Origin of the sequence: Arthrobacter sp. CAN_A214, from assembly GCF_015751955.1 — a bacterium.
Classification (GTDB): domain Bacteria; phylum Actinomycetota; class Actinomycetes; order Actinomycetales; family Micrococcaceae; genus Arthrobacter_D.
In genome coordinates, this window is sequence record NZ_JADOUU010000004.1 from 122240 (window position 1) to 142704 (window position 20465).

A 20465-nucleotide genomic window follows, 5' to 3' on the forward strand; every position below is an offset into this window, starting at 1 on the left:
CCCCGCCGGCCAGGCAGCACCTTCAGGCAGCGTGCCGGTAAGTCAATCCGCAGCCTCGACGGGTCCCGCCACCGGGATCCGTCGTGGCCTGACGAGCTACGGCGACGCGGGGTTCTCCCTGTTCCTGCGCAAGGCATTCATCAAGGGTGCCGGCTACTCGGATGACGCCCTGGACAAGCCGGTGATCGGCATCATCAACACGGGCAGCGGCTTCAATCCGTGCCACGGTAATATGCCCGCACTGCTCGAAGCGGTGAAGCGCGGGGTACTGATGGCCGGCGGACTGCCGATCGACTTTCCCACCATCTCGCTCCACGAAAGCTTCTCGCAGCCCACCAGCATGTTCCTGCGCAACCTCATGTCCATGGACACCGAGGAGATGATCCGCGCCCAGCCCATGGACGCCGTCGTCCTCATCGGAGGCTGTGACAAGACGGTTCCCGCGCAGCTGATGGGCGCGGCGTCGGCGGGGGTCCCCGCGATCACCCTGGTGACGGGGTCGATGCTCACCGGCGGCCACCGCGGGAAGCGCGTGGGTGCATGCACCGATTGCCGGGCCTTCTGGGGGAAGTTCCGGAGCGGCGAGATCGATCAACAGGAGATCGACGACGTCAATTCGAGGCTCGTGGGAAGCGTCGGCACGTGCTCGGTCATGGGAACGGCCAGCACCATGGCGTGCCTGACCGAGGCCATGGGCATCGCCCTGCCCGGTAGCGCCAGCCCGCCCGCAGTCACTGCCGACCGCGTGCGCATCGCGGAACAGACCGGGACGCAGGCCGTGGCGCTCGCCGAACTCGGTACCGAGATGAGCACCATCCTCACCCAGGAGGCTTTCGAGAACGGGTTGCGGGTGCTCCTGGCGATCGGCGGATCCACCAACGCGATCATCCACCTCACCGCCGTGGCCGGGCGTCTCGGGATCCGTCTCAGTCTGGAGGATCTGGACCGGATGAGCGTAGAGACCCCCGTACTGGTGGACCTCAAACCCTCGGGCGCCTACTACATGGAGGATTTCCACCGCGCCGGCGGGGTTCCGGCCGTACTGCGCGAACTCGGAGACCTCATCCACCGGGACGTGCCCACCGTCACCGGCCGTACCCTGGGCGAGGAGATCGACGACGCCGGCCCCGGCTTCCCGCAGGACATCGTGCGGCCGCTGTCCAACCCTGTCTACCCGGAGGGCAGCCTCGCGTTCCTGCGGGGCAACCTCGCGCCGGGGGGCGCCATCATCAAGCAGGCAGCTGTTTCGGCGCACCTGCTGGAGCATACGGGGCGCGCTGTGGTGTTCGAGGACACGGCGGATCTCGCGGCTCGGATCGACGACGAGGACCTCGACGTCGTCGCCGAGGACGTGCTCGTGCTGCGGAACATCGGGCCCGTTGGCGCACCCGGCATGCCGGAGGCCGGTTACCTTCCCATTCCGAGGAAACTCGCGGCGCAGGGGGTGAAGGACATGGTGCGCATCTCGGACGGCCGCATGTCCGGCACCGCTGCCGGAGCCGTCGTCCTGCATGTCACGCCCGAGTCGGCGGTCGGGGGGCCGCTGCGGCTCGTGCGGACCGGTGACACCATCACCCTGAGCGTGAGCCGCCGGCTGATCCAGCTCGAGGTACCCGAGGACGAGCTGACGCGGCGTGAGGAAACACTGGGACCGCCGCCGGCACCCGCGGCGGAGCGCGGCTACCGGAAGCTGTATGTGTCGGAGGTGACGCAGGCCGACGAAGGGTGCGATTTCCGGTTCCTGCAAAGTACTGAGCTGCCGCGCCCGGAAGGGTCCCAATCGTTGCTCAAGGCACCGTAGGATCGATGGAAAAATACTGATCGGAAAGGGAATCTTCATGAATGCTCCCCAGGCAATGCCGGAGAACTGGCAGCGTGCCCTGCTGATCATGGCCCATCCCGATGATCCCGAGTACGGCACTGCCGCCGCCGTCGCACAGTGGACGGGAGCCGGGAAGGATATCTCCTACCTCCTGGCCACCCGAGGAGAGGCCGGCATCGCCGGAATGAGCCCGGCGGAAGCCGCCATGGTCCGGCTCGACGAGCAGCGCCGGGCCTGCGAGCAGGTGGGCGTCGAGAACCTGACCTTCCTCGACTATCCCGACGGGCGGATCGAGAACACCCTCAAGCTGCGCAGGGACATCGCCCGCGCCATCCGGCGGCACCGGCCCGACGGCATCATCACCCTGAACTTCGGGGAAACATGGGGCCCCGGCCGCTGGAACTCCTCGGATCACCGCCAGCTCGGACGGGCAGTGCTCGACGCCGTAGCTGATGCCGCCAACGAGTGGATCTTCCCTGAGCTGGCCGAGGCCGAAGGCCTGATCCTGCACCCCGTCCAATGGGTCGCCGTCGCCTCACCGAGGCCTACCCATTGGCTGGAGGTCGATGCCGACAGCGTTGAGCGCGCGGTGGCTTCCCTCGCCGAACACCGGCAGTACCTCTGCGCACTCAGCAACGAGCCGGTTGAGGTACAGGCCCGGCAGCAGATCGACATCATGACCGGTGGTGCCGAGTCAGCGAAACGACGGGTCGGATTCGAGCTGTATTCCTTCTGAGTGCAGTGCTGCAGTTCTCGACGGACTCCTGCGGACCGAAGTGCCCCGATCGACCCGGCGCGCGCTGGGCCACCGGCTACCCGAGGAACAACCCTCCGCCCCGCCCCTGTTCCCCTGTCGGCCCGCGGGCGGGCAGGAGGCACCTTCCCCTTTGCATTGCAGGACAAGGAGATGGGGCTGTCGACCCGTTTCCTCCGAAACCGCAGCTTCAGGGCAGATCCACGCCCAGCTGTCCGGCCAGATCGGTAATGCTTTCCGAGGTGAGGTCCCAGGCGCCCGTAGGGCCTCTATCCGATGTCTGCTGTGGTCCGTATTCAGTGCCGCGGGTGATGAAGGCGGTAGCCAGACCGTTCAGTTGCGCAGCTTCAAGATCCTGGTTGTGCGCTGCCGCGAGCATCAGCTCACCCGGGTCCATCCCGAGAAATCCGGCTGTCCGGAGGTAGGCCTCCTGCGAGGGTTTATAGGCGCGGGTGATGTCGGAGCCGATGATGACATCCCAGGGCAATCCGGTGTATTTGGCCATATCCACCAGCAGGGACGTATTTCCGTTGGACAAGGGTCCGATGATGTACCCGGCCCGCAAAGCTGTAAGCCCCGGAATACTGTCAGGCCAGGCAGGGAGGCGGTGCCATGATCGGTTCAGGTCTTCGACGGCTTCCGATCCGAGATGCTCAGGGCTGACGCCGAGCCTTCGAAATACCTGATCAAGACTTTCGCGGTGCAATTCATCCAGCACGACAAAGGGACGGGCGCCCGATCGCACCAAGTCGAGGGCAGGTTGATAGAGGCCCCGCCACTCATCGGCGAATCGCTCGGCGTCGAGGTGCAGGCCCTGGGCAGCGGCGAAGGTACTTACCTCCCGGACAACTCCCGTCCGCCAGTCCACGACCGTGCCGAACGTGTCAAAGAGGACGGCCCGGATCTGCCTGCCGGTAGAGGGGGATTCAAAGGGGCGGAAAGCCATGGATGTCCTTCTGAGGGCCGAATACTGCAATACGCCAACTACCGCTACGACCCCTGAACCCCGCTGGTTGCCTCTTCAGCGTCGAGGAGTCCGTACCCGTAGAAAACGTCCCGCCCCGGTGTTCCCAGATCATCTGCCGATGCCTGCAGGGTTGCCCGTATCTCGGACGTATCCCACACGCCGTCGTAATCGGCGTCGACCCCGGAAACCACCGGTGTTGCCAGCATCCCGGCCACTACACCGGAGACGTGCGGCGTCGCCATTGACGTGCCGCTCATCGTGCCGTAACCGCCACCGCGGGTCGTGGACAACACGTCCTTACCTGGCGCGGCTAGCTCCACTTCCGCACCGTCAGAACTAAAAACCGCAACGGCATCGTCGATGTCTGTGGCTGACACGGCTATGACGCTGTCGTATTTCGCGGGCCAGAGAACGTCATTGGATGAGGGATCACCGTCACCTGCGTTGCCTGCGGCAGCGACCACCACGATGCCGGCGTCGTCGGCTGCTTCAACCGCGTCTCGGAGCGCTGGCACATCTGTTTCCTCTGCAAGACTGAGATTGATCACCTGCATGCCGTTGTTGATGGACCATTCGATGCCGAGGGCCACGTCACTGGCGTACCCGTACCCGTTTGCGTCGAGCACCTTCACCCCGTACAGATCCGCCTCCGGGGCCACACCGACGACGCCGATCGTGTTGTCGAGAGCAGCGATGGTTCCGGCGACATGGGTCCCATGGCCGTTGTCATCGTTCCAGGCGTTTGCATCAGGCAGTTTCCCCGGGCCGCCCCGCCCCTTCACAAAATTCACCCCCCCCTGCAATGTTTCCTGCCAGATCAGGGTGGCTTTGGTCGATTCCCGTGTCGATGACAGCGACGCCCACCCCAGCTCCACGGCTCGCAGACCACGATTTCTCAGCGTCAACCCGGTCGATGCCCCAGGGAAGGACTTGCGCCGGTGAGGGAGACGGTACGGTCGCGTCCTTGCAGGATGGCCACGGACTGCAGCGCGGCGGGGCTGCCGTGTGAACCCGCGCGTCGACGTCGATTCGCGCCACGCCAGCCACGCGACCAAGCTTCTCAGCGACAACATCATTCGGAACCGTCACGACCAGGCTGTCGTTGAACTTCAGTTCCTTCGACGGAGTAGCCCCGACACTCTCCACCGCTGCCTTGTCCCGTTCGTTCACATCGCTTTCGAAAGTCACGATCAACTGCTGTTCGTGATCTCCAGCAGCTTGCATGGGCAGTACCGGCATACCTACAGCAGCAAGGGCGGCAACGATCAGCGCACCCGATTTCAGACTTCTCATCCTATGGATTCTCCTCAGGTATGGCATCGCAAGAAGTGGCATCGTCGTGCTGCCTTCGCCAAGCCGCCCGTTTCGCGGGTCGGCAAACGATATCAGTTGCAGACAGACACTTCCAATACCCCAGTAGCGACTGCAGCGCAGAGAAGGACGCGAAGTGGGGCAATCCGGGCCCTGCCGCACAACGAACAGAACCGTCGTTGGGTCACGTAAGGTTGTGCCGTTCACCGTCGAATACAGGGAGCTCTAGTGAAGTCGTTTGCATGTGGAGATGTGGTTCCAGGCTGCGAAGCCCGTTGGGTCTGCAGTACTGATGATGAAATCCTGGTCAATGTGGGAGCACACGCGGCAACCACACACGGAATGACCGAGTTCCCGGTTGACCTTGTCCAGTCGGTTCGCAGAGCTATCGTCCCGGTTAGTTGATCCCCGCGGACGACATATCCCGGCCTGAGACCGGCGTACAGGCCGTGCCGGGCTGGGAAGCGCTCCTCGCGGCCGCCTGCCGTGGCGAAGGTCTTTCCACGGCGTACCAGCCCATTGTCGACACCTCGCGCGGCACGGTGGTCGGTTACGAAGCCCTCGCCCGGTTCCCCGGTTTCCGAGAGAAGAATCCGGAGGTCTGGTTCTCCGCGGCGCGTACCTACGGGAAGTCCGCAGAACTGGAATCGACGGCACTGCGGGCTGCGCTCGCAGCGCGGGCGACGCTGCCACCCAACTGCTTCCTCACCGTCAACGTCTCCCCCGAACTGCTGACCTCGGAGGAGGTCCGGGGTGTGTGGCGGAATGAAGGGGATCTGGGGGGCCTCGTCGTCGAACTGACGGAGCAGACTCCCATCGATTCCTACCTGGAACTCGCGCCCGACCTCAACCGGTTGCGTGCCGCTGGAGCGCTGATCGCGATCGACGACGCCGGTGCCGGGTATGCGGGGCTGAGGCATCTGCTGGCGCTGCGGCCCTCCCTGATCAAGATCGACCGGGAACTCGTCCAGGATGTCGACCGCGACGAGGCGAAGAGGGCACTGATCGAGATGCTCGGGACATTCGCCAGCCGCGTCGATGCCTGGATTCTTGCGGAGGGCGTTGAACGGGTCGAAGAACTTGATGCGCTCGTCTCCCTCGGCGTCCCCCTGGTGCAGGGCTACCTCCTGGCTCGGCCTGCCCCGCCCTGGGCCGGCCTCGATCTGGACCTCGCACACCGCCTGACCGCCAACCGCCCGGTGGAGCACAGAAGGCTCATCCGCGACGTCGTCGAAGCGGCCACGACTGCCGTCAGCGCGGGGCAGGCTGCCGCCGCCTTCGCGGCCGACCCGGGGTTGCAGTCGGTGGTGCTGCTCGGTGGGCAGCTGCGGCCGGTTTCCGTCCTCGACGTGGGCGCGGCGGAACTCGGTGTGGTGAGCCAGGGGATGCGCGTGAACCTTGACACGCCGCTGGCCGAGGCCCTGGCCCGTTGCATGACGCGGGAGAAGGCAAGCCGCTTCGAGCCCCTGCTGGTGACGGACAACGCGGGCCGGTTCGCCGGGGTCGCCCGCCTGGAGCGCATGATCGCAGCACTGACGACGACGGGCCCGAAGCTATCCGGAAGCTGACCCACCGGAACCCGCGGGGAATCGGTGTGCCGAAAGCATTCCTGCCGTAAGTAACATATTAATCACTCGTAGTGCCCCCCCCCCCCCCGGTCAGCGGTTCCCGACCACCAGTCCTTGAAGGAGCTCCATGACGTATGCCGTCCCGGTTCCCACTCCCCCCAGTCTCCCGATCAGCGGCAGCAAAACTCTCTTTCCCGTGCGGAGGGTGTTCTGCGTCGGGCGCAACTACGGAGACCATGCACGCGAGATGGGTGCAGATCCGAACCGCGAACCGCCGTTCTTCTTCCTGAAGCCCGCAGACGCCGTCTTCACGCCGAAAGAGACGGAAATCCTGGACGGCACTCTCCCGGTTGTCCCCTACCCGCCCCAGACCGCGGATCTTCACCACGAGGTCGAACTGGTGGTAGCGCTCGGACAGGGCGGCACGGGGATCAACCCCGCTGACGCTCTGGACACCGTGTGGGGTTATGGCGTAGGGGTGGACCTGACCCGCCGCGACATGCAGGCGGAGGCGAAGAGCCTGAGGCGCCCCTGGGATCTCGCCAAGGGCTTCGACTGGTCCGGACCGTGTTCACCGCTCCGCCCGGTCAGCGCGGTGGGGCACCCCGCCGACGGCCGGATCTGGCTGGACGTGGACGGCGTGCTCCGGCAGGAGGGCGACCTCAGGGACCAGATCTGGACGGTCGCCGAGATCATCGCGCACCTCTCCCGGTCGGTCGCACTGCGTCCCGGGGACCTTCTCTTCACCGGCACCCCGGCCGGCGTTGGAGCCCTCACACGCGGAAGCTCGGTCACCGCCGGCATCGACGGAGTTGCCGGGCTCTCGTTCACCATCGCGTGAGCCGGACACCGGCGGGACGGACCACCAGGCAGCCCCTCGCCGACCAGGTCCACACCGCCCTCCTGGCGCAGTTCCTCGACGGCCGGCGGAAACCGGACGAGGTTCTGAACCTCGTATACCTCGCCAGGGAGTTCGACGTCAGCCAGACGCCGCTCCGTGAGGCGCTGGCACGGCTCGAGCACACAGGACTGGTGATCCGCGAAGCCCACAAGGGGTACCGGGTTGCCCCGCTCTTCAGCCTCGAGGACCTCCGGAAACTGATGGACGCCCGCCTGGTCCTCGAGCCGGCCCTGGCCTACGAAGCGGGCCTGCGTGTCACACCGGAATTCCTCGACCGTCTCGCCGAAACCATCTCCTCCCTGGAAACCGGCGCCCACTACCCGGGCAAACCCCCTGTTCCGAGCTTCCTCGAGGCGGACGAACAGTTCCATGCCGCGATCGCCCGCCAGGCGAACAACCGGTTCCTCGAGGACGCCTGGAGATCCTTCGGCGGCCAGGCGCAGCGGTTCCGGCTCTACGCCAAAGCCAGTTCGACGGCGCCCACCACCACCATTGCCGAGCACCAGGCAATCCTCGACGCCTTCCTGGAGCGCAACGCCGACGCAGCGTCTTCAGCCATCCGCTCCCACATCCGGAACGCGAAAGCCCGCGCACTCTCGGACCGCCGCGTGGTGACCACGGAGGTCTGAGAGGACGCGGGCTCCGCCGCTGCGCGGCGAGGGGGTTCCGCCGGTGAAGGCGGAGCTCCGCCACCGGGTGACGACGCGACCACCGCCGCCGCCGCGTAGCGAGCGGGCTCCGCTGCTGCGTGGCAAGGGGGCTCCGCAGCCGCGTGACGACGGGACCGATCCGCGCGCCAGCTGTCCCGGCGCAGTACAGTTAGCGCCGGGGTGTGCCTTATCCGAGCGGTGTCAGGATCATGTCGATTCCGGCCCTCCCGCAGATCGCCCGCAGGTGTTGAAGAAGAGGTTCGGGAAGAGGAGTGCCGTCCCTGCTGCGGCTGGTGTGCGCCTCGGCTTCGGGCTCGCCCGGAAGAACGACGCCGGGCTCGTCCTGGGTCATCAGGCGGACGAGTTCGTCGACATACCCGGCGGTGGCCCCGGCGTCGGTCACGCTGTTCGGGTCGATGACCAGGACGAAGTGTCCCAGGTTATCGCTGGGCCCGTCATACAGCGGCAGGGCGGCTCCCGAGAACGCCGCGCTGAGGACATGGACCATCAGGCTGAGCCCGAAACCCTTGTGCCCGCCCGTTTCGGTGCTCGGGCCGCCGAGCGGGCTGACGGTTGCCTCCCGCGTGGTCAGCAGGGAATGGGCGAGCGAGGCATCGGTGATGGTCCTGCCCGACCGGTCGGTGACCCAGCCGACCGGGAGGTCGCGGCCGGCCAGGGCGTAGGCCTTCACCTTGTTCATGGCCACGACGCTCGTGGACATGTCGACCACCAGTTCCCCTCCGCTGGTGCGTGGGGCGGCGAAGGCAATCGGATTCGTCCCGAGGATCGGCGTCGTGCCACCCGCAGCGGCTACCACGGGTGAGCGCGTCGTCGTCGTCATCAGAGCGATCAGGCCGCGCTGCGCGGCGCTCCGGACGTAGTGCCCGAGCGCTCCCAGATGGTGTGAATTGCCGACGGCGACCGCCCCGATTCCACAGTCCGCGGCCTTTCGGATCGCCAGGTCCATGGCGAAGAGTCCCGCCGGGTGTCCGAGGCCGGCACCGGCGTCGACGACGGCGAAGGCTGGAGCATCGCGAACCACCCGGGGAACGGCGTCGAGCCTGAGGCGGTCCTCGAGAAGGAGTTTCTCGTAGAGCATCAGCATCGACACGCCATGCGAATCAATGCCGGCCAGATCGGTCTCGACCATCACCGTGGCCGTGGCGGCCGCAGCTTCCGGCGGCATTCCCCAGGCGGAGAGGACCGCAACGATCTGCTGGTGCAGCTGTGCGGCGTCGAAGCGGCTCGTACCTTCCCCGTTCACCGGTGCCCCTCCTTCAGCTCGTCGGCAATACGCTTGCCGATCTCGAGGGCGGCGGTCGCCGCCGGCGAGGGCGCGTTGAGCACGTGGATCTGGCGGGGTGCCCGCTCGAAGTAGAAATCGTCGACAAGGTCGCCGTTCCTGCGCATCGCCTGCGCGCGTACTCCCGCGTGGGTCGGCATGAGGCTGTCGTCCGCGAGCTCGGGCACGAGTTCCCGCAGGCTCGCCAGGAACTTCTTCTGCGACAGGGACCGTGCCACCTCGGAGAGACCCACCTTCCAGAATTTTGCGCCAAGCTTCCACAGCCCGGGCCAGGCAGCACTTTCAAGGACGTCCCGTGGATTGATGCTGAGCCAGGTGTAACCTTCACGAGCCAGGGCGAAGATCGCATTGGGTCCTGCGTGGACACCGCCGCCGATCATCTTCGTCAGGTGGACGCCGAGGAAGGGGAAACTCGGATCCGGCACCGGGTAGATCAGGCCCCGCACCAGGTGTGACTGGTTCGGGGTGAGCTCGAAGTATTCACCGCGGAACGGAATGATGCGCACCTCGGGGGTGAGGCCGGCCAGCCGCGCAATGCGGTCGCTGTGCAGGCCGGCGCAGTTGATGAGGTCGTCGGCGGAGATTTCGCCCGTGGTGGTCGAGACGGTCACGGAACCGCCGCCCGCCGAAATCCCGGTGACTTCCGTTCCCAGCAGGATCTCGCCCCCGGCCTCCGTGATCAGCTGTCCGAGGGCCTCACAGATTCCCCGGTAGTCGACGATCCCCGTCGATTCGACCCGGAGGGCGGCCACGCAGGCGACATGGGGTTCGTAGGCGCGAGCCTCCTCGGGGGTGACCATCCGGCAGGGGACGCCGTTGGCGAGGCCGCGTCGGTGCAGCTCCTCCAGCGCTGGGAGCTGCTCCAGGCGGGTGGCGACCACCAGCTTCCCGCAGATGTCCACGGCAACCCCGTGGTCCTCGGCAAACCGGTGCATCGACTGCGCGCCGGCGGTTCCGAGGGTTGCCTTCAGGCTTCCCGGCGCATAGTAGAGGCCCGAGTGGATGACTCCGGAATTATTGCCCGTCTGGTGCTCTGCGAGCCGGGACTCCTTGTCGACCACGGTCACGCGGTAGCCGCGGAGCGCGAGCTCGTTCGCGGTGGCAAGGCCGACTATTCCCGCGCCCACAACAACAACGGAGCTCTTCATCTTCGTGTTCCTCTTCTGACGTCGACGTCGTACCGGAAAGCAGCGAACCTCCAGCAACTGTATATGGTTGTCCGCAAGGATATAGAGTTCGAGGCTAGTCGAAGTCACTACGGTTCGCAGGCCCTGCCCCGTCCGGAAGGACCAGCACATGCCATCGCACCCGAGCGCCATCCCCCTCACCCTGATGAGCTCCCTCGTGGTGCGAAAAGCCCTGGACGGTGGTGTCCTGTCGGCCTACGAACAGGTCTCCGGCTCCTCGCTCCGGACGGAGTACCCCATGCGCGTGTTCTCCGTCGCCGTCGGCTCCGGTGCGGTGAACCGGCACGCAGCGGAGAGCCTCGTCCGCCACCTGACGGGTCCCTCGGCGCGGGCCGCCTATGCGGCAACCGGCCTGCAGAACCTCCATCCCGGAGCACAGGGCGAAATTCCGCAACAGTAGGCTGGGCTCGTGGTGAACGACACTTCGGATCTCCCCCGCGGCGGCCTGGCTGCGCTGTGCGCTGCAGAGACGACGAGTTGGGGATTGCTCTACTACTCGCTGCCCGTAGCGGTCATCCCGATCGTGCGGGACACCGGCTGGTCCGCCACCGCAGTCACCGGTGCGTTCTCCGCGGGGCTGATCGTGTCAGCCGCGGTGGGCGTCTGGATCGGCAGGCTGCTGGACAGGCGCGGGCCGAGGGCCGTCATGGCCGGCGGAAGTGTCGTCGGTGCGGCGGCCCTCGTCCTGGTAGCCCTCGCCCCGAACTATCCGCTCTTCGTCCTGGCCTGGCTCGTCGCGGGCTGCGCGCAGGCAGCAGTCCTCTACCAGCCCGCCTTCGTGGTGATCACCCGCTGGTATGGCCCCGCCCGCCTGCGGGCGCTCACCACCCTGACGCTCATCGCCGGATTCGCCTCCACCATCTACTCGCCACTGACCGCGCTGCTCATAGAACAGGTGGGGTGGCGCACAGCTTTCCTGGTCCTGGCCGGAACACTCGCCGTCGTCACCTTCCCATTGCACTGGTTCTTCCTCAACGCGGCGTGGACCACGCATCCGGCCGCCGGCCCCCACAGCGCAGGCGGGATCCGGGCGATCACCCGGAGCCGGCGCTTCGTCATGCTCCAGGTTGCACTGGCCCTGACCACCCTCGCCCTGTTCGCCGTGACCCTGAACCTCATTCCGCTCCTCCTCGAGCGCGGATTCGACTACCGGACGGCGGCGCTGGTCTTCGGACTCGTCGGCGCTGGGCAGGTTCTCGGGCGCCTCGGGTATGGAGCGCTGCAGGGGCGAACTCCCCCCGTCCGCCGCACTGTCCTCCTGACCGGCTCCGGCGCACTGTGCCTGGCACTGCTGGGAGTGTTGCCGGGCCCCACAGCCGTACTGGTGGTGGTGGTGATCATCGCCGGAATGCTCCGCGGCTGCAACACGCTTCTGCAGGCCACCGCCATCGCTGACAGGTGGGGCACCAGCAGCTTCGGCGCTGTCCACGGCGTGTTCATCGCGCCCATCACTGCGATGGCGGCTCTCGCCCCGGCAGCAGGGCCCCTCCTCGCCGGTCAGCTGGGAAGCTACTCCGCGATGGCTGCGGGCATGGCGGTCCTCGCCGCCGTGGCGGTGGTGGCCGCGGCGCGTTCCTGAGCGGACCGACGCACCGCAGCATCCGGTTCGGGCACAAAAAAGCAGGGCGGGAAGAATCCCGCCCTGCTTCATCCATCCAAGCCTGAAAGAGGCCGGACTGCCTTAGAGAGGCTGGATGTTTGACGCCTGGGGACCCTTGGGGCCCTGCTCGGTGTCGAAGCTTACCTTCTGGTTCTCATCGAGCGAGCGGTAGCCGCTCGCGTTGATGGCGGAGAAGTGTGCGAACACATCTGCGCTTCCGTCGTCAGGAGCGATGAAACCAAAGCCCTTTTCAGCGTTGAACCACTTCACGGTACCTGTTGCCATTGTTATATATCCTTCTGAAATTCAGACGCAATCCGACTTTCGGAAAGCCCCAGTCGCGGCGTGCTTGTCCGCTTTTTCAGAAACGCGGCACCTCCCCGAAGGGTGCACCGCGCGAAATACAAATGCGCAACACTACAACTAGGTCCTACTTAACCAAACTCAGGTGGGTAATGGCAAGCAGGATCCGGAACGAACTTTAATTTGTGACGTCAGGCAGCTGCCGGCTGGACGATTTCGGCCACCAGCTCGAAGGATCTCAGCCATGCTTCGGTGGAGCCTGCCTGGGTCGCCACGATCAGTTCGTCCGCTCCCGCATGGCCGGTGAACCAGTCCAGGTAGTCGCTGACCTCGCGCGCAGTACCCACTGCCGAGTAGCGTGCCATCTGCCCGATCTGCTGGCCCGCGGGGGAATTGAGGATCACCTCGGACTCCTCCCGGGTGAACTGCTGGCCCCTTCCCAGGAGCAGCGAGACCCGCCGCCGCTTGGCCTCGGTGAATTCACGCTGGGCATCGGCAGCCGAGTCGGATGCGATGACGTTGACTCCCGCCATCACGTGCGGGCGCTCCAGTTGTTCCGAGGGCCGGAACTCCCTGCGGTAGATGGCGACGGCGTCGAGCAGGGCCTGGGGCGCGAAATGGGAGGCGAAGGCGAAGGGAAGGCCCAGTGCAGCGGCGAGCCGCGCTCCGAAAAGGGATGACCCGAGGATGTAGAGCGGCACATTCGTCCCGGCCCCGGGCGTGGCCTGCACCCCGGCCACGCGTGTTTCCCCGCTGAGGTAACCCTGAAGTTCAAGGACGTCCTGCGGGAAGGTGTCGGCAGCGGAAGGGTCGCGGCGGAGGGCCCGCATCGTGTTCTGGTCGCTACCGGGAGCACGGCCGAGCCCGAGGTCGATGCGTCCCGGGTGAAGGGTCTCAAGGGTGCCGAACTGTTCCGCGATGGTGAGCGGCGAGTGGTTGGGCAGCATCACACCGCCGGATCCGAGGCGGATGGTCTTCGTATGGTCCGCGACATGGCCCACCAGCACGCTCGTGGCGGAGGAGGCGATGCTTCCCATGTTGTGGTGCTCTGCGTACCAGATGCGCGTATAGCCCCACTCCTCGGCGCGCTGCGCGAGGGCGACACTCGAGGCAAAGCTCTCCGCCGCCGTCGACCCCTCCGCTATCTGCGCGAGGTCAAGGATGGACAGGGGAACAGTCATGGTGGGGATACCTTTCACGGCGGAAGCAACCAGTGCCGGATGCTTAAAGTGGAACCGCCGGAACGGCGGGCTTATTTCCCCTGCCCTTCCCCATCCACGGGATCTACGAGATCTACGAGATCTACGAGGATGGAGCCGTGGCCACTTTCGAACTTCCGACGACGGTATCCGACCTCCGTGCCCGCCAGGACGAACTGGTACGTGCTCTGGCTGTCGAAAACAGCACTGCCACACTTCAGTTCCTCAGTGATGAGCTCGAGGCTATCCAGCGTCGCCTGGAGAAGGACAGGTAGCCTCTTCCGCCTCGTTGAGGAGAAATCCCCGCAGCAGCCGCGAACTGGGCGTTGAGTTCGCCCGGCAGGGAATCCGGTCAATGCCCTGTGTCCGGGACCGGTCAACACACCGCTCCTTAAGGAATGCTTCGCCAGCGCCGCCGAGAAGGCGGCACGCCGGCTGGTCCACGTGCCGCTGGGCCGCTTCGCGGAACCCGACGAAACGGCCGCCGCCGTCGCCTTTCTGGCCTCGGATGATTCATCCTTCATCACGGCAAGCCGGTTCATGCTGGACGGGGGTATCGCCGGCGCCTACGTCACGCCGCTCTGACCCGTCAGATGGCCGTTCTGGGCGCCACGTCCCCGGTGCCCGCTTCGCGGATCGCCTTGCGCTCGCGCGCGCGGTCGAGGGCGTTGATCACCGGCGCCGCCGTCACGCCGTGCAGGAGGATCGACATCACGATCACGAGACCCACGATGCGCCATAGAGCCTCGTCCTCGCTGGCGAACTCGCCCTTCGACAGCGCGTAGCTGAGGTAGTAGATGGAGCCGATGCCGCGAACACCGAAGAAGGAGATGACGCTGCGCTCCCACGGGCCCGTGCGGCCCCTGCTGAGGCTGATCCAGCCTGCAAGTGGCCGCACCAGGAGAAGGAAGGCCAGGGCAACGAGGATCTCGACAACAGTGACTCCCGCCAGCAGCCCCCTCGCCACCGCGCCTCCGAGAAGGACGAGCACCACGACGGTGAGCAGCCGCTCGAGCTGCTCGATGTAGCTGTGCAGCACCCCATGGAACCCGTGGGTCTGCTCACCGGAGCGGATGGTGACCGCACAGACGAAAACGGCGATGAACCCGTACCCCTCAATCATCTCCGTCACCCCGTAGGTCAGGAAAGTGGCAGCCAGGGCAACGAATCCCTCCGAGTGGCTGGCCATCCGCGCGCTCTCGATCCGGGATTGGAAGAAGACCCGGCCCAGCAGCTTGCCCACACCGAATCCGAGAAGGCACCCTATGCCGATCCGCCACACCACGTCCAGGGCGAAGAATTGGGGGAACCAGGCCGACGGCGCCGCACCCACCAGGCTCACGGCGATCGCGAGATACACGAAAGGAAAAGCAAGGCCGTCATTGAGCCCGGCCTCCGAGGTCAGGGCAAAACGGACCTCGTCCTCGGCTTCAAGTTCCTCCTCCGTCTCCGAGGGCTCGCCCACCTGCACCTCCGAGGCAAGCACCGGGTCCGTGGGCGCGAGTGCCGCCGCTACGAGGATCGCACCGGCCAGACCGAGGCCCAGCACCCAGACGCCCAGCAGCGTGAAGACGATCAGGCAGAGCGGCATCGCGATCCCGAGCAGGCGCCATGTGGTGGCCCATCGTTTGCGGCCCACCTTGCGGTCCAGGGCCAGGCCCGCACCCATGAGGGAGATGATGACGCAGACTTCACTGAGGTGGATGGTGATGTCGCTGTACGCGATGGGATCCGGGCTCGGAAGATCGTCGGCGACGGAGAAAACCAGGACACCTGCGCCGAAAAAGATCATGGGCATCGACACCGGAGCCCGCATCAGCAGGCGTGGCAGCAGTGCCGCGGCGAAGACGGCAAGTCCTGCAGCAGCGAATATCAGGCTCGGCGCTTCGAACACCGGCACCTCTTTCCTCGAACGAATCAGCGCAGGCCAGAGAAGGGCGCGCTCGTGTAGGTTACGCCGGTTCCGGCAGCTGCGGGAACCGGTCCTCTTCGGCGCCGGTTCTTGACAGCCCGACGGGAATGCGGCATCCCATTGCTGACAGCGGAAAGGACAGCCCGCGGACGCCGTCCGTTCCCGACGCGTGAGAGCATGAAAGTATGCCCAATTCCAGCCACCCCATGGTCGATGTCACCGACATCATCCGAATTGTGGGAGGTGCCGCGTTCCAGCGGGGACAGACCTACGCGAAGGACGGCGCAGTGAGCGTCCTCGCGTGGGACGCCGAATCCAGTATCCTGACCGGCAGGGTGCGCGGAAGCGCGCCCACGGATTACCGCACCAAACTGCGGCTCAGCGTGAAGGGCGACGGCCGCTTCCGGCCGCTCGAGAACCACTGCAGCTGCCCGGTCGGCGCGGACTGCAAGCACGTGGCGGCCACCGCGCTCCAGAGCAACACCGAGCATGTCCTCGCGCGGCAGAAAGCCTCGGCAGCGCCGGAGCCCCGCAAACTGCCGGACGGCTGGCAGGCATCACTCGGCGGCCTGATCGGGCAGCATGACGACGCCGGCACCGCTGCGACGTCGTCGCCGACGCCCCTCGGCCTCCAGTTCGAACTGCGCACGCCCGAAGTAGCAGTGCAGCGGTGGGGTTCCGCGGCTGACCGCCAGGGCCAGCGCACGCTCAACAGCCGCCTCGGCGTACGGCCCGTCAGCCGGAACGGCAAGGGCAAGTGGATCAAGAACAACCTGTCCTGGGGAAGCATCAGTTACCAGACGTACGGCCTGACGCTGGATCCCGACCAGCACCGGTGGTTCTCCCAGTTTCCCGCACTGCACCGCGGGACGGGCGTCAACTACTTCGGCAACAACGATTCCTGGCTGTACCTCGACGAGTTCAGCAACCCCCTGCTGTGGCACCTGCTCGAGGAGGCCCAGCGGCTCGGCATCGAATTCGTCGGCTCCAAGAAGTCCGTCACCATCGGACTGGGGCACCGGGCGACGCTGAGGCTCGACGCCACAGCACTCGAGAACGGAACGCTCCAGCTGACGCCCGCCCTGGACATCGACGGGCAGTCGTGCCCGCCGGAAACAGCGCACGTGATCAGTAACCACGGTATCTACACTGCCGCACCTGATTCCACGATCACCCTGGCGCCCACGTCGAGGAAGCTCACCAGACAGGACATCGATCTCCTTCAGCGCGCACGGCCCGTCCTCATCCCACAGGACGAGACACCGCTGTTCCTCACCGAGTTCTATCCGTTGCTGCGACGTTCCATTTCCGTCGGCAGCAGCGACGGCAGCGTCGAACTTCCCGAGATCGAGCCGCCGCTGCTCGTGCTCACCGCGGCGTACCGGCCCGACGGCGCTGTAGCACTGGAGTGGAACTTCGCCTACGTGCTCGGCGAGGCGGTGCAGCGCCGTCCGCTGCGTGCGTCCGTCGGGTCCGGCCCAGGGCCCGACGACGGCTACCGGGATCCCGACGCCGAGGATTCGCTGGCCGCCGCAGCCCGTGCGGTCCTCGGCTCGATGCCGCTGAAATCCCTGCTGCTCGAGGACATGCAGGCCGTCGACTTCACCGAGACCGTGATCCCGCACCTTGAAGCAATCGACGGCATCCGGGTGGAAGTGGTGGGCGAGAAGCCGGACTACCAGGAACTCACCGAGACGCCGACGCTGACGATCAGCACCGTCGCGACGGACAACCGGGACTGGTTCGACCTCGGAGTGATGGTCACCGTCAGCGGCCGCACGATCCCCTTCGACTCGATCTTCCGCGCCCTCGCGCAGGGGCGGAAGAAGCTCAAGCTCGTCGATAACAGCTACCTGTCACTGGAACAGGACGTGTTCGACCAGCTTCGTGAGCTCATCGAGGAAGCCCGCTCGCTGAACGAGTGGGAAACCGGCTTCCAGATCAGCCGCTATCAGGCCGGCCTCTGGGCCGAGTTGGAGGAGCTCGCCGAAGACACCGTGCAGGCCCAGTCCTGGCGCGACTCCGTCAGCGGCCTCCTCGAGTTGACGGAGGTTGCGCCCACGGTGCAGCCCGAGGGTATCAGAGCCGATCTCCGCCCGTACCAGAAGGAGGGCTTCAACTGGCTCGCCTTCCTCTGGCGGCACAAGCTCGGCGGGGTGCTGGCGGATGACATGGGACTGGGCAAGACCCTGCAGGCCCTCGCGCTCATCGAACACGCAAGGGAGAGCGGTTTCCTCGACGCGCCATTCCTGGTGGTGGCCCCCACCTCGGTGGTGCCGAACTGGATCAGTGAAACCCGTCGTTTCGCTCCCGGCCTGAAAGTGGTCGCGATCAGCGACACCCAGGGTGCCTCGGGGGTGCCGATCGCCGTGCAGGTGGGCGACGCCGACGTCGTCGTGACGTCCTACACCCTCTTCCGGCTGGACCTGCCTGCGTATCAGGAGCCCGGGTGGTCCGGTCTGATCCTCGACGAGGCGCAGTTCGTGAAGAACCGTGCCTCGAAGGTGCACCAGGCCGCCAAGGACTTCGACACCCCGTTCAAGCTCGCGATCACCGGCACTCCGATGGAGAACAACCTGATGGAGTTGTGGTCGCTTTTCAACATCGTGGCCCCCGGACTGTTCCCCTCGGCACGCAAGTTCACCGAGGATTACCGGAATCCCATCGAGAAGATCGGCGACCACCGCCCACTGGTCCGGTTGCGGAAACGCATCCGGCCGCTGATGATGCGCCGCACCAAGGAAGCCGTGGCGTCCGACCTTCCGCCCAAACAGGAACAGGTGCTCGAGGTGGAACTCACGCCCGAGCACCGGCGCATCTACGAGACGTACCTCCAGCGTGAGCGCCAGAAGCTGCTGGGACTCATCGAGGATCTGAACCGCAACCGGATGATCGTGTTCCGGTCGCTGACGCTGCTCCGGATGCTGAGCCTCGATGCCTCGCTCGTGGATCCTGAACATGAGGGGGTGCCGTCCGCCAAGCTCGAGGTGCTGTTCGAGCACCTCGAGGACGTGATCGCGGAGGGACACCGGGCGCTCGTGTTCAGCCAGTTCACGTCCTACCTCAAGAAGGCTGCGGCGCAGCTCGACGCACGGGGTATCGAGTATGCGTACCTTGACGGTTCGACGCGCAGCCGGGGCGAGGTCATCGACAAGTTCAAGGACGGCAAGGCTCCGGTGTTCCTCATCAGCCTCAAGGCGGGCGGCTTCGGCCTGAACCTGACCGAGGCCGACTACTGCTTCCTGCTGGACCCCTGGTGGAATCCTGCCACCGAGGCGCAGGCCGTGGACCGCACGCACCGCATCGGACAGACCAGGAACGTGATGGTCTACCGGATGGTGTCCAGGGGCACCATCGAGGAAAAGGTCATGAAGCTCAAGGAGCAGAAGGCCGCCCTGTTCACCTCGGTGATGGACGACGACGCCGTGTTCAGCTCCGCACTGACCGCCGACGACATCCGCGGCCTGCTCGAGGCCTGATCCGTTCGACGCCGAAGCGGTCCAGCCGTCAGACCACGCTGAAGCCGGAGGGCAGTCCGCCGCGACCGGTCAGGGCGGCCAGCAGGACCTCTCCGGACCCCGTTGCGCTCGCGATGGAGGCGGCGAGAAGCACCGTGCTGGCGAGGGGCGCCCGGGGGATGTCGACGACGGCGTTGATGGCCCGGGCGATATCAAGTGAATGGACGACGAGTTCGAAGACCCGCGTCCGCAGGTATTCTCCGAGCGGCAGCGCGGCGCCGCGGACCGCGATGATCCGCCCGGGACATTGGGCGGCGAGCGCTGCGAGGGCCCGCTCCCGCGCCGCCAGAATCTCGGCGAGGGGATCCGACCCCAGCCGTTCCCCTGCCTCGACACCGCGTCGGGCGACCTGTCCCGGATCGGTGGCTCCGGTGATGAAGGCGCTGAAGTACTCCTCGGCGCTGCCCACCGTTGGGGAATCCGGCTCGCCGAGCGCAAGGTATTCCTCCACCGTCGTCAGTGCACGGGACGTGTGGCCCACGAGGGAGCGTACCGACCACGTCCCGAGGGCCGGCCGTTCCCAGTCCTCCGGTGAGATCTCCTGGACCACGCCCACGAATGCTGCCGAGGCGTCAGCGAACTCCCGGCTGTGCTGCACTGCTTTCCTCTTCACTGCGGCGGCAACAGTCCGGTACGAAGCACCTCGGCGAAGTCCGCCGGCCGCGTGGCGGGCCACCAGTGCCCGCCCTCGACGCGGAGCACCGTGAGGTCATCGATCCAGGTATCCAGCCCGTCGACAAGTGCTGGGGAAAGGAACGGGTCCTTGGTGGGCACCACCACCTGGACGGGCATGGCCACCCGGGCGAACGGCGGAAGCGGCTCCCTCGAGAACAAATTCGTCCGGTACAGCGCCAGGCCGCGCCCGGGGTTGTCATCCACGCTCCGACGCACAGCGAATTCATACCGTCGGGTGAGGAGGAGCCGCCATGCGGCCTCCGGGAGGAGCGGAATCTGGAACGCGGCGACGTACCAGCTGCGCGTCAGCTGTCCCGCCAGCTGCGGCCAGCGCCGCGGTGTGCGGGCGGCCCCGCGCAGCCAGCGGCCGAAGTGGCGCAGGTCCGGGCCGGAAATACTCGTGAAACCCGTGATGCGTCCGGCCGCACGGGGATCCTGGATGGCGGCCCAGCCCTGGATCGATCCCCAGTCGTGGCCGGCCAGGTGGACCGAAGCGGAGTCCAGGGCATCGAGGACGGCAAAGAGATCATCGACGAGGGCTGCGAGCGTGTATGTCCCGGTTTTCCCGGAGGCCACGGACTGTCCGGCATTGCGGGTGTCATAGGCGACCAGGTGGTGCGTCGTCGCGAGTTCCCGGAGAACGTCCTGGAACACGCGGTGATCGTCCGGGTAACCATGTACCAGCAGCAGCGAGGGAACGGACGGGTCCGGGTCCATACCGTACTCGAAGACTGCGAGTTCGGCTCCCTGCGCGGACACCGTGCGTCGGCGCTCCCTGAGGACATCCATGCTTCC

20 protein-coding genes and 1 pseudogene are annotated in these 20465 nt (G+C 66.2%); 11 read left to right on the forward strand and 10 right to left on the reverse strand.

The features are described 5' to 3' along the window. Positions 1 to 31 precede the first annotated feature (31 nt). Together IWX65_RS05675 and IWX65_RS05680 are read left to right on the forward strand one after the other, a co-directional pair. Positions 32 to 1801, forward strand: a complete 1770-nt coding sequence (locus IWX65_RS05675; RefSeq protein WP_196881477.1) for an IlvD/Edd family dehydratase — start codon at positions 32 to 34, stop codon at positions 1799 to 1801. Positions 1802 to 1838: 37 nt separating this feature from the next. Then, the gene (locus tag IWX65_RS05680) at positions 1839 to 2558 is read left to right on the forward strand and encodes a PIG-L deacetylase family protein (protein ID WP_196881478.1); all 720 of its coding nucleotides are present in this window, start codon (positions 1839 to 1841) and stop codon (positions 2556 to 2558) included. Positions 2559 to 2766: 208 nt separating this feature from the next. Here the strand turns inward: IWX65_RS05680 and IWX65_RS05685 are convergent, their stop codons facing one another. Genes IWX65_RS05685 through IWX65_RS05695 form a run of 3 tightly spaced genes read right to left on the reverse strand, consistent with a single transcriptional unit; the run spans position 2767 to position 4878 of the window. Next, a complete protein-coding gene (locus tag IWX65_RS05685; RefSeq protein WP_196881479.1) occupies positions 2767 to 3522 on the reverse strand; it encodes a haloacid dehalogenase type II in 756 nt (251 codons plus the stop codon). Positions 3523 to 3566: 44 nt separating this feature from the next. After that, positions 3567 to 4334 carry a S8 family peptidase gene (locus tag IWX65_RS05690; protein WP_196881480.1) on the reverse strand — a complete coding sequence of 256 codons (768 nt, stop codon included), beginning with the start codon at positions 4332 to 4334 and terminating at the stop codon, positions 3567 to 3569. Next, positions 4291 to 4878 (reverse strand): hypothetical protein, encoded by a 588-nt coding sequence (locus IWX65_RS05695; protein ID WP_196881481.1) that lies wholly within the window; start codon positions 4876 to 4878, stop codon positions 4291 to 4293. Before IWX65_RS05695 ends, IWX65_RS05690 begins: the two co-directional genes overlap by 44 nt. Positions 4879 to 5082: 204 nt before the next feature. Between IWX65_RS05695 and IWX65_RS05700 the strand changes: the two genes are divergently transcribed. From IWX65_RS05700 to IWX65_RS05715, 4 genes are all read left to right on the forward strand, one after another. Further along, positions 5083 to 5259 (forward strand): DUF1059 domain-containing protein, encoded by a 177-nt coding sequence (locus IWX65_RS05700; RefSeq protein WP_196881482.1) that lies wholly within the window; start codon positions 5083 to 5085, stop codon positions 5257 to 5259. Beyond that, a complete protein-coding gene (locus IWX65_RS05705) occupies positions 5256 to 6422 on the forward strand; it encodes an EAL domain-containing protein (protein ID WP_334683682.1) in 1167 nt (388 codons plus the stop codon). Before IWX65_RS05700 ends, IWX65_RS05705 begins: the two co-directional genes overlap by 4 nt. A 127-nt stretch (positions 6423 to 6549) precedes the next feature. Next, positions 6550 to 7263: a fumarylacetoacetate hydrolase family protein gene (locus IWX65_RS05710; RefSeq protein WP_196881483.1), complete on the forward strand. Its 714-nt coding sequence runs from the start codon at positions 6550 to 6552 to the stop codon at positions 7261 to 7263. Continuing rightward, entirely contained in the window at positions 7260 to 7952 is a 693-nt protein-coding gene (locus IWX65_RS05715; protein ID WP_196881484.1) for a GntR family transcriptional regulator, read from the forward strand. The genes IWX65_RS05710 and IWX65_RS05715 overlap by 4 nt, the downstream gene beginning before the upstream one ends. A gap of 208 nt (positions 7953 to 8160) precedes the next feature. Here the strand turns inward: IWX65_RS05715 and IWX65_RS05720 are convergent, their stop codons facing one another. Both IWX65_RS05720 and lhgO read right to left on the reverse strand, forming a co-directional pair. Beyond that, positions 8161 to 9237, reverse strand: a complete 1077-nt coding sequence (locus IWX65_RS05720) for an Ldh family oxidoreductase (protein ID WP_196881485.1) — start codon at positions 9235 to 9237, stop codon at positions 8161 to 8163. Beyond that, positions 9234 to 10424 (reverse strand): L-2-hydroxyglutarate oxidase, encoded by a 1191-nt coding sequence (gene lhgO, locus IWX65_RS05725; RefSeq protein WP_196881486.1) that lies wholly within the window; start codon positions 10422 to 10424, stop codon positions 9234 to 9236. The genes IWX65_RS05720 and lhgO overlap by 4 nt, the downstream gene beginning before the upstream one ends. 148 nt (positions 10425 to 10572) lie before the next feature. Between lhgO and IWX65_RS05730 the strand changes: the two genes are divergently transcribed. Then, positions 10573 to 10863 (forward strand): hypothetical protein, encoded by a 291-nt coding sequence (locus tag IWX65_RS05730; protein ID WP_196881487.1) that lies wholly within the window; start codon positions 10573 to 10575, stop codon positions 10861 to 10863. A gap of 9 nt (positions 10864 to 10872) precedes the next feature. Next, entirely contained in the window at positions 10873 to 12042 is a 1170-nt protein-coding gene (locus IWX65_RS05735) for an MFS transporter (protein WP_334683683.1), read from the forward strand. Between the two features lie 102 nt (positions 12043 to 12144). Here IWX65_RS05735 and IWX65_RS05740 read toward each other — a convergent pair whose 3' ends face one another. Both IWX65_RS05740 and IWX65_RS05745 read right to left on the reverse strand, forming a co-directional pair. Then, positions 12145 to 12348, reverse strand: coding sequence for a cold-shock protein (locus IWX65_RS05740; RefSeq protein WP_026533290.1), 204 nt, complete (start codon positions 12346 to 12348; stop codon positions 12145 to 12147). Between the two features lie 209 nt (positions 12349 to 12557). Continuing rightward, positions 12558 to 13547 (reverse strand): LLM class flavin-dependent oxidoreductase, encoded by a 990-nt coding sequence (locus IWX65_RS05745; RefSeq protein ID WP_196881488.1) that lies wholly within the window; start codon positions 13545 to 13547, stop codon positions 12558 to 12560. A gap of 137 nt (positions 13548 to 13684) precedes the next feature. Between IWX65_RS05745 and IWX65_RS05750 the strand changes: the two genes are divergently transcribed. Together IWX65_RS05750 and IWX65_RS05755 are read left to right on the forward strand one after the other, a co-directional pair. After that, positions 13685 to 13840 (forward strand): hypothetical protein, encoded by a 156-nt coding sequence (locus IWX65_RS05750; protein ID WP_196881489.1) that lies wholly within the window; start codon positions 13685 to 13687, stop codon positions 13838 to 13840. A gap of 32 nt (positions 13841 to 13872) precedes the next feature. Beyond that, positions 13873 to 14150, forward strand: a pseudogene (locus IWX65_RS05755) (SDR family oxidoreductase); the annotation flags it as partial. A gap of 4 nt (positions 14151 to 14154) precedes the next feature. On the opposite strand, the gene IWX65_RS05760 reads toward IWX65_RS05755, so the two are convergent. Further along, positions 14155 to 15459, reverse strand: a complete 1305-nt coding sequence (locus IWX65_RS05760) for a cation:proton antiporter (protein WP_196881490.1) — start codon at positions 15457 to 15459, stop codon at positions 14155 to 14157. Positions 15460 to 15662: 203 nt separating this feature from the next. On the opposite strand from IWX65_RS05760, the gene IWX65_RS05765 reads away from it, so the two are divergent. Beyond that, positions 15663 to 18956 carry a DEAD/DEAH box helicase gene (locus tag IWX65_RS05765; RefSeq protein WP_196881491.1) on the forward strand — a complete coding sequence of 1098 codons (3294 nt, stop codon included), beginning with the start codon at positions 15663 to 15665 and terminating at the stop codon, positions 18954 to 18956. Positions 18957 to 18984: 28 nt separating this feature from the next. On the opposite strand, the gene IWX65_RS05770 is transcribed toward IWX65_RS05765, so the two are convergent. Further along, positions 18985 to 19593, reverse strand: coding sequence for a maleylpyruvate isomerase family mycothiol-dependent enzyme (locus IWX65_RS05770; RefSeq protein WP_196881492.1), 609 nt, complete (start codon positions 19591 to 19593; stop codon positions 18985 to 18987). Between the two features lie 11 nt (positions 19594 to 19604). Then, positions 19605 to 20459, reverse strand: a complete 855-nt coding sequence (locus IWX65_RS05775; RefSeq protein WP_196881493.1) for an alpha/beta fold hydrolase — start codon at positions 20457 to 20459, stop codon at positions 19605 to 19607. Between the last annotated feature and the right edge of the window lie 6 nt (positions 20460 to 20465).

Excerpts from the sequence above, each read along its gene's own strand:
- IWX65_RS05680 (WP_196881478.1), top strand. The coding sequence starts at position 1,839 with ATGAATGCTCCCCAGGCAATGCCGGAGAACTGGCAGCGTGCCCTGCTG.
- IWX65_RS05685 (WP_196881479.1), bottom strand. The coding sequence starts at position 3,522 with ATGGCTTTCCGCCCCTTTGAATCCCCCTCTACCGGCAGGCAGATCCGG.
- IWX65_RS05695 (WP_196881481.1), bottom strand. The coding sequence starts at position 4,878 with ATGCCACTTCTTGCGATGCCATACCTGAGGAGAATCCATAGGATGAGA.
- IWX65_RS05710 (WP_196881483.1), top strand. The coding sequence starts at position 6,550 with ATGACGTATGCCGTCCCGGTTCCCACTCCCCCCAGTCTCCCGATCAGC.
- lhgO (WP_196881486.1), bottom strand. The coding sequence starts at position 10,424 with ATGAAGAGCTCCGTTGTTGTTGTGGGCGCGGGAATAGTCGGCCTTGCC.
- IWX65_RS05730 (WP_196881487.1), top strand. The coding sequence starts at position 10,573 with ATGCCATCGCACCCGAGCGCCATCCCCCTCACCCTGATGAGCTCCCTC.
- IWX65_RS05740 (WP_026533290.1), bottom strand. The coding sequence starts at position 12,348 with ATGGCAACAGGTACCGTGAAGTGGTTCAACGCTGAAAAGGGCTTTGGT.
- IWX65_RS05745 (WP_196881488.1), bottom strand. The coding sequence starts at position 13,547 with ATGACTGTTCCCCTGTCCATCCTTGACCTCGCGCAGATAGCGGAGGGG.
- IWX65_RS05765 (WP_196881491.1), top strand. The coding sequence starts at position 15,663 with ATGCCCAATTCCAGCCACCCCATGGTCGATGTCACCGACATCATCCGA.
- IWX65_RS05775 (WP_196881493.1), bottom strand. The coding sequence starts at position 20,459 with ATGGATGTCCTCAGGGAGCGCCGACGCACGGTGTCCGCGCAGGGAGCC.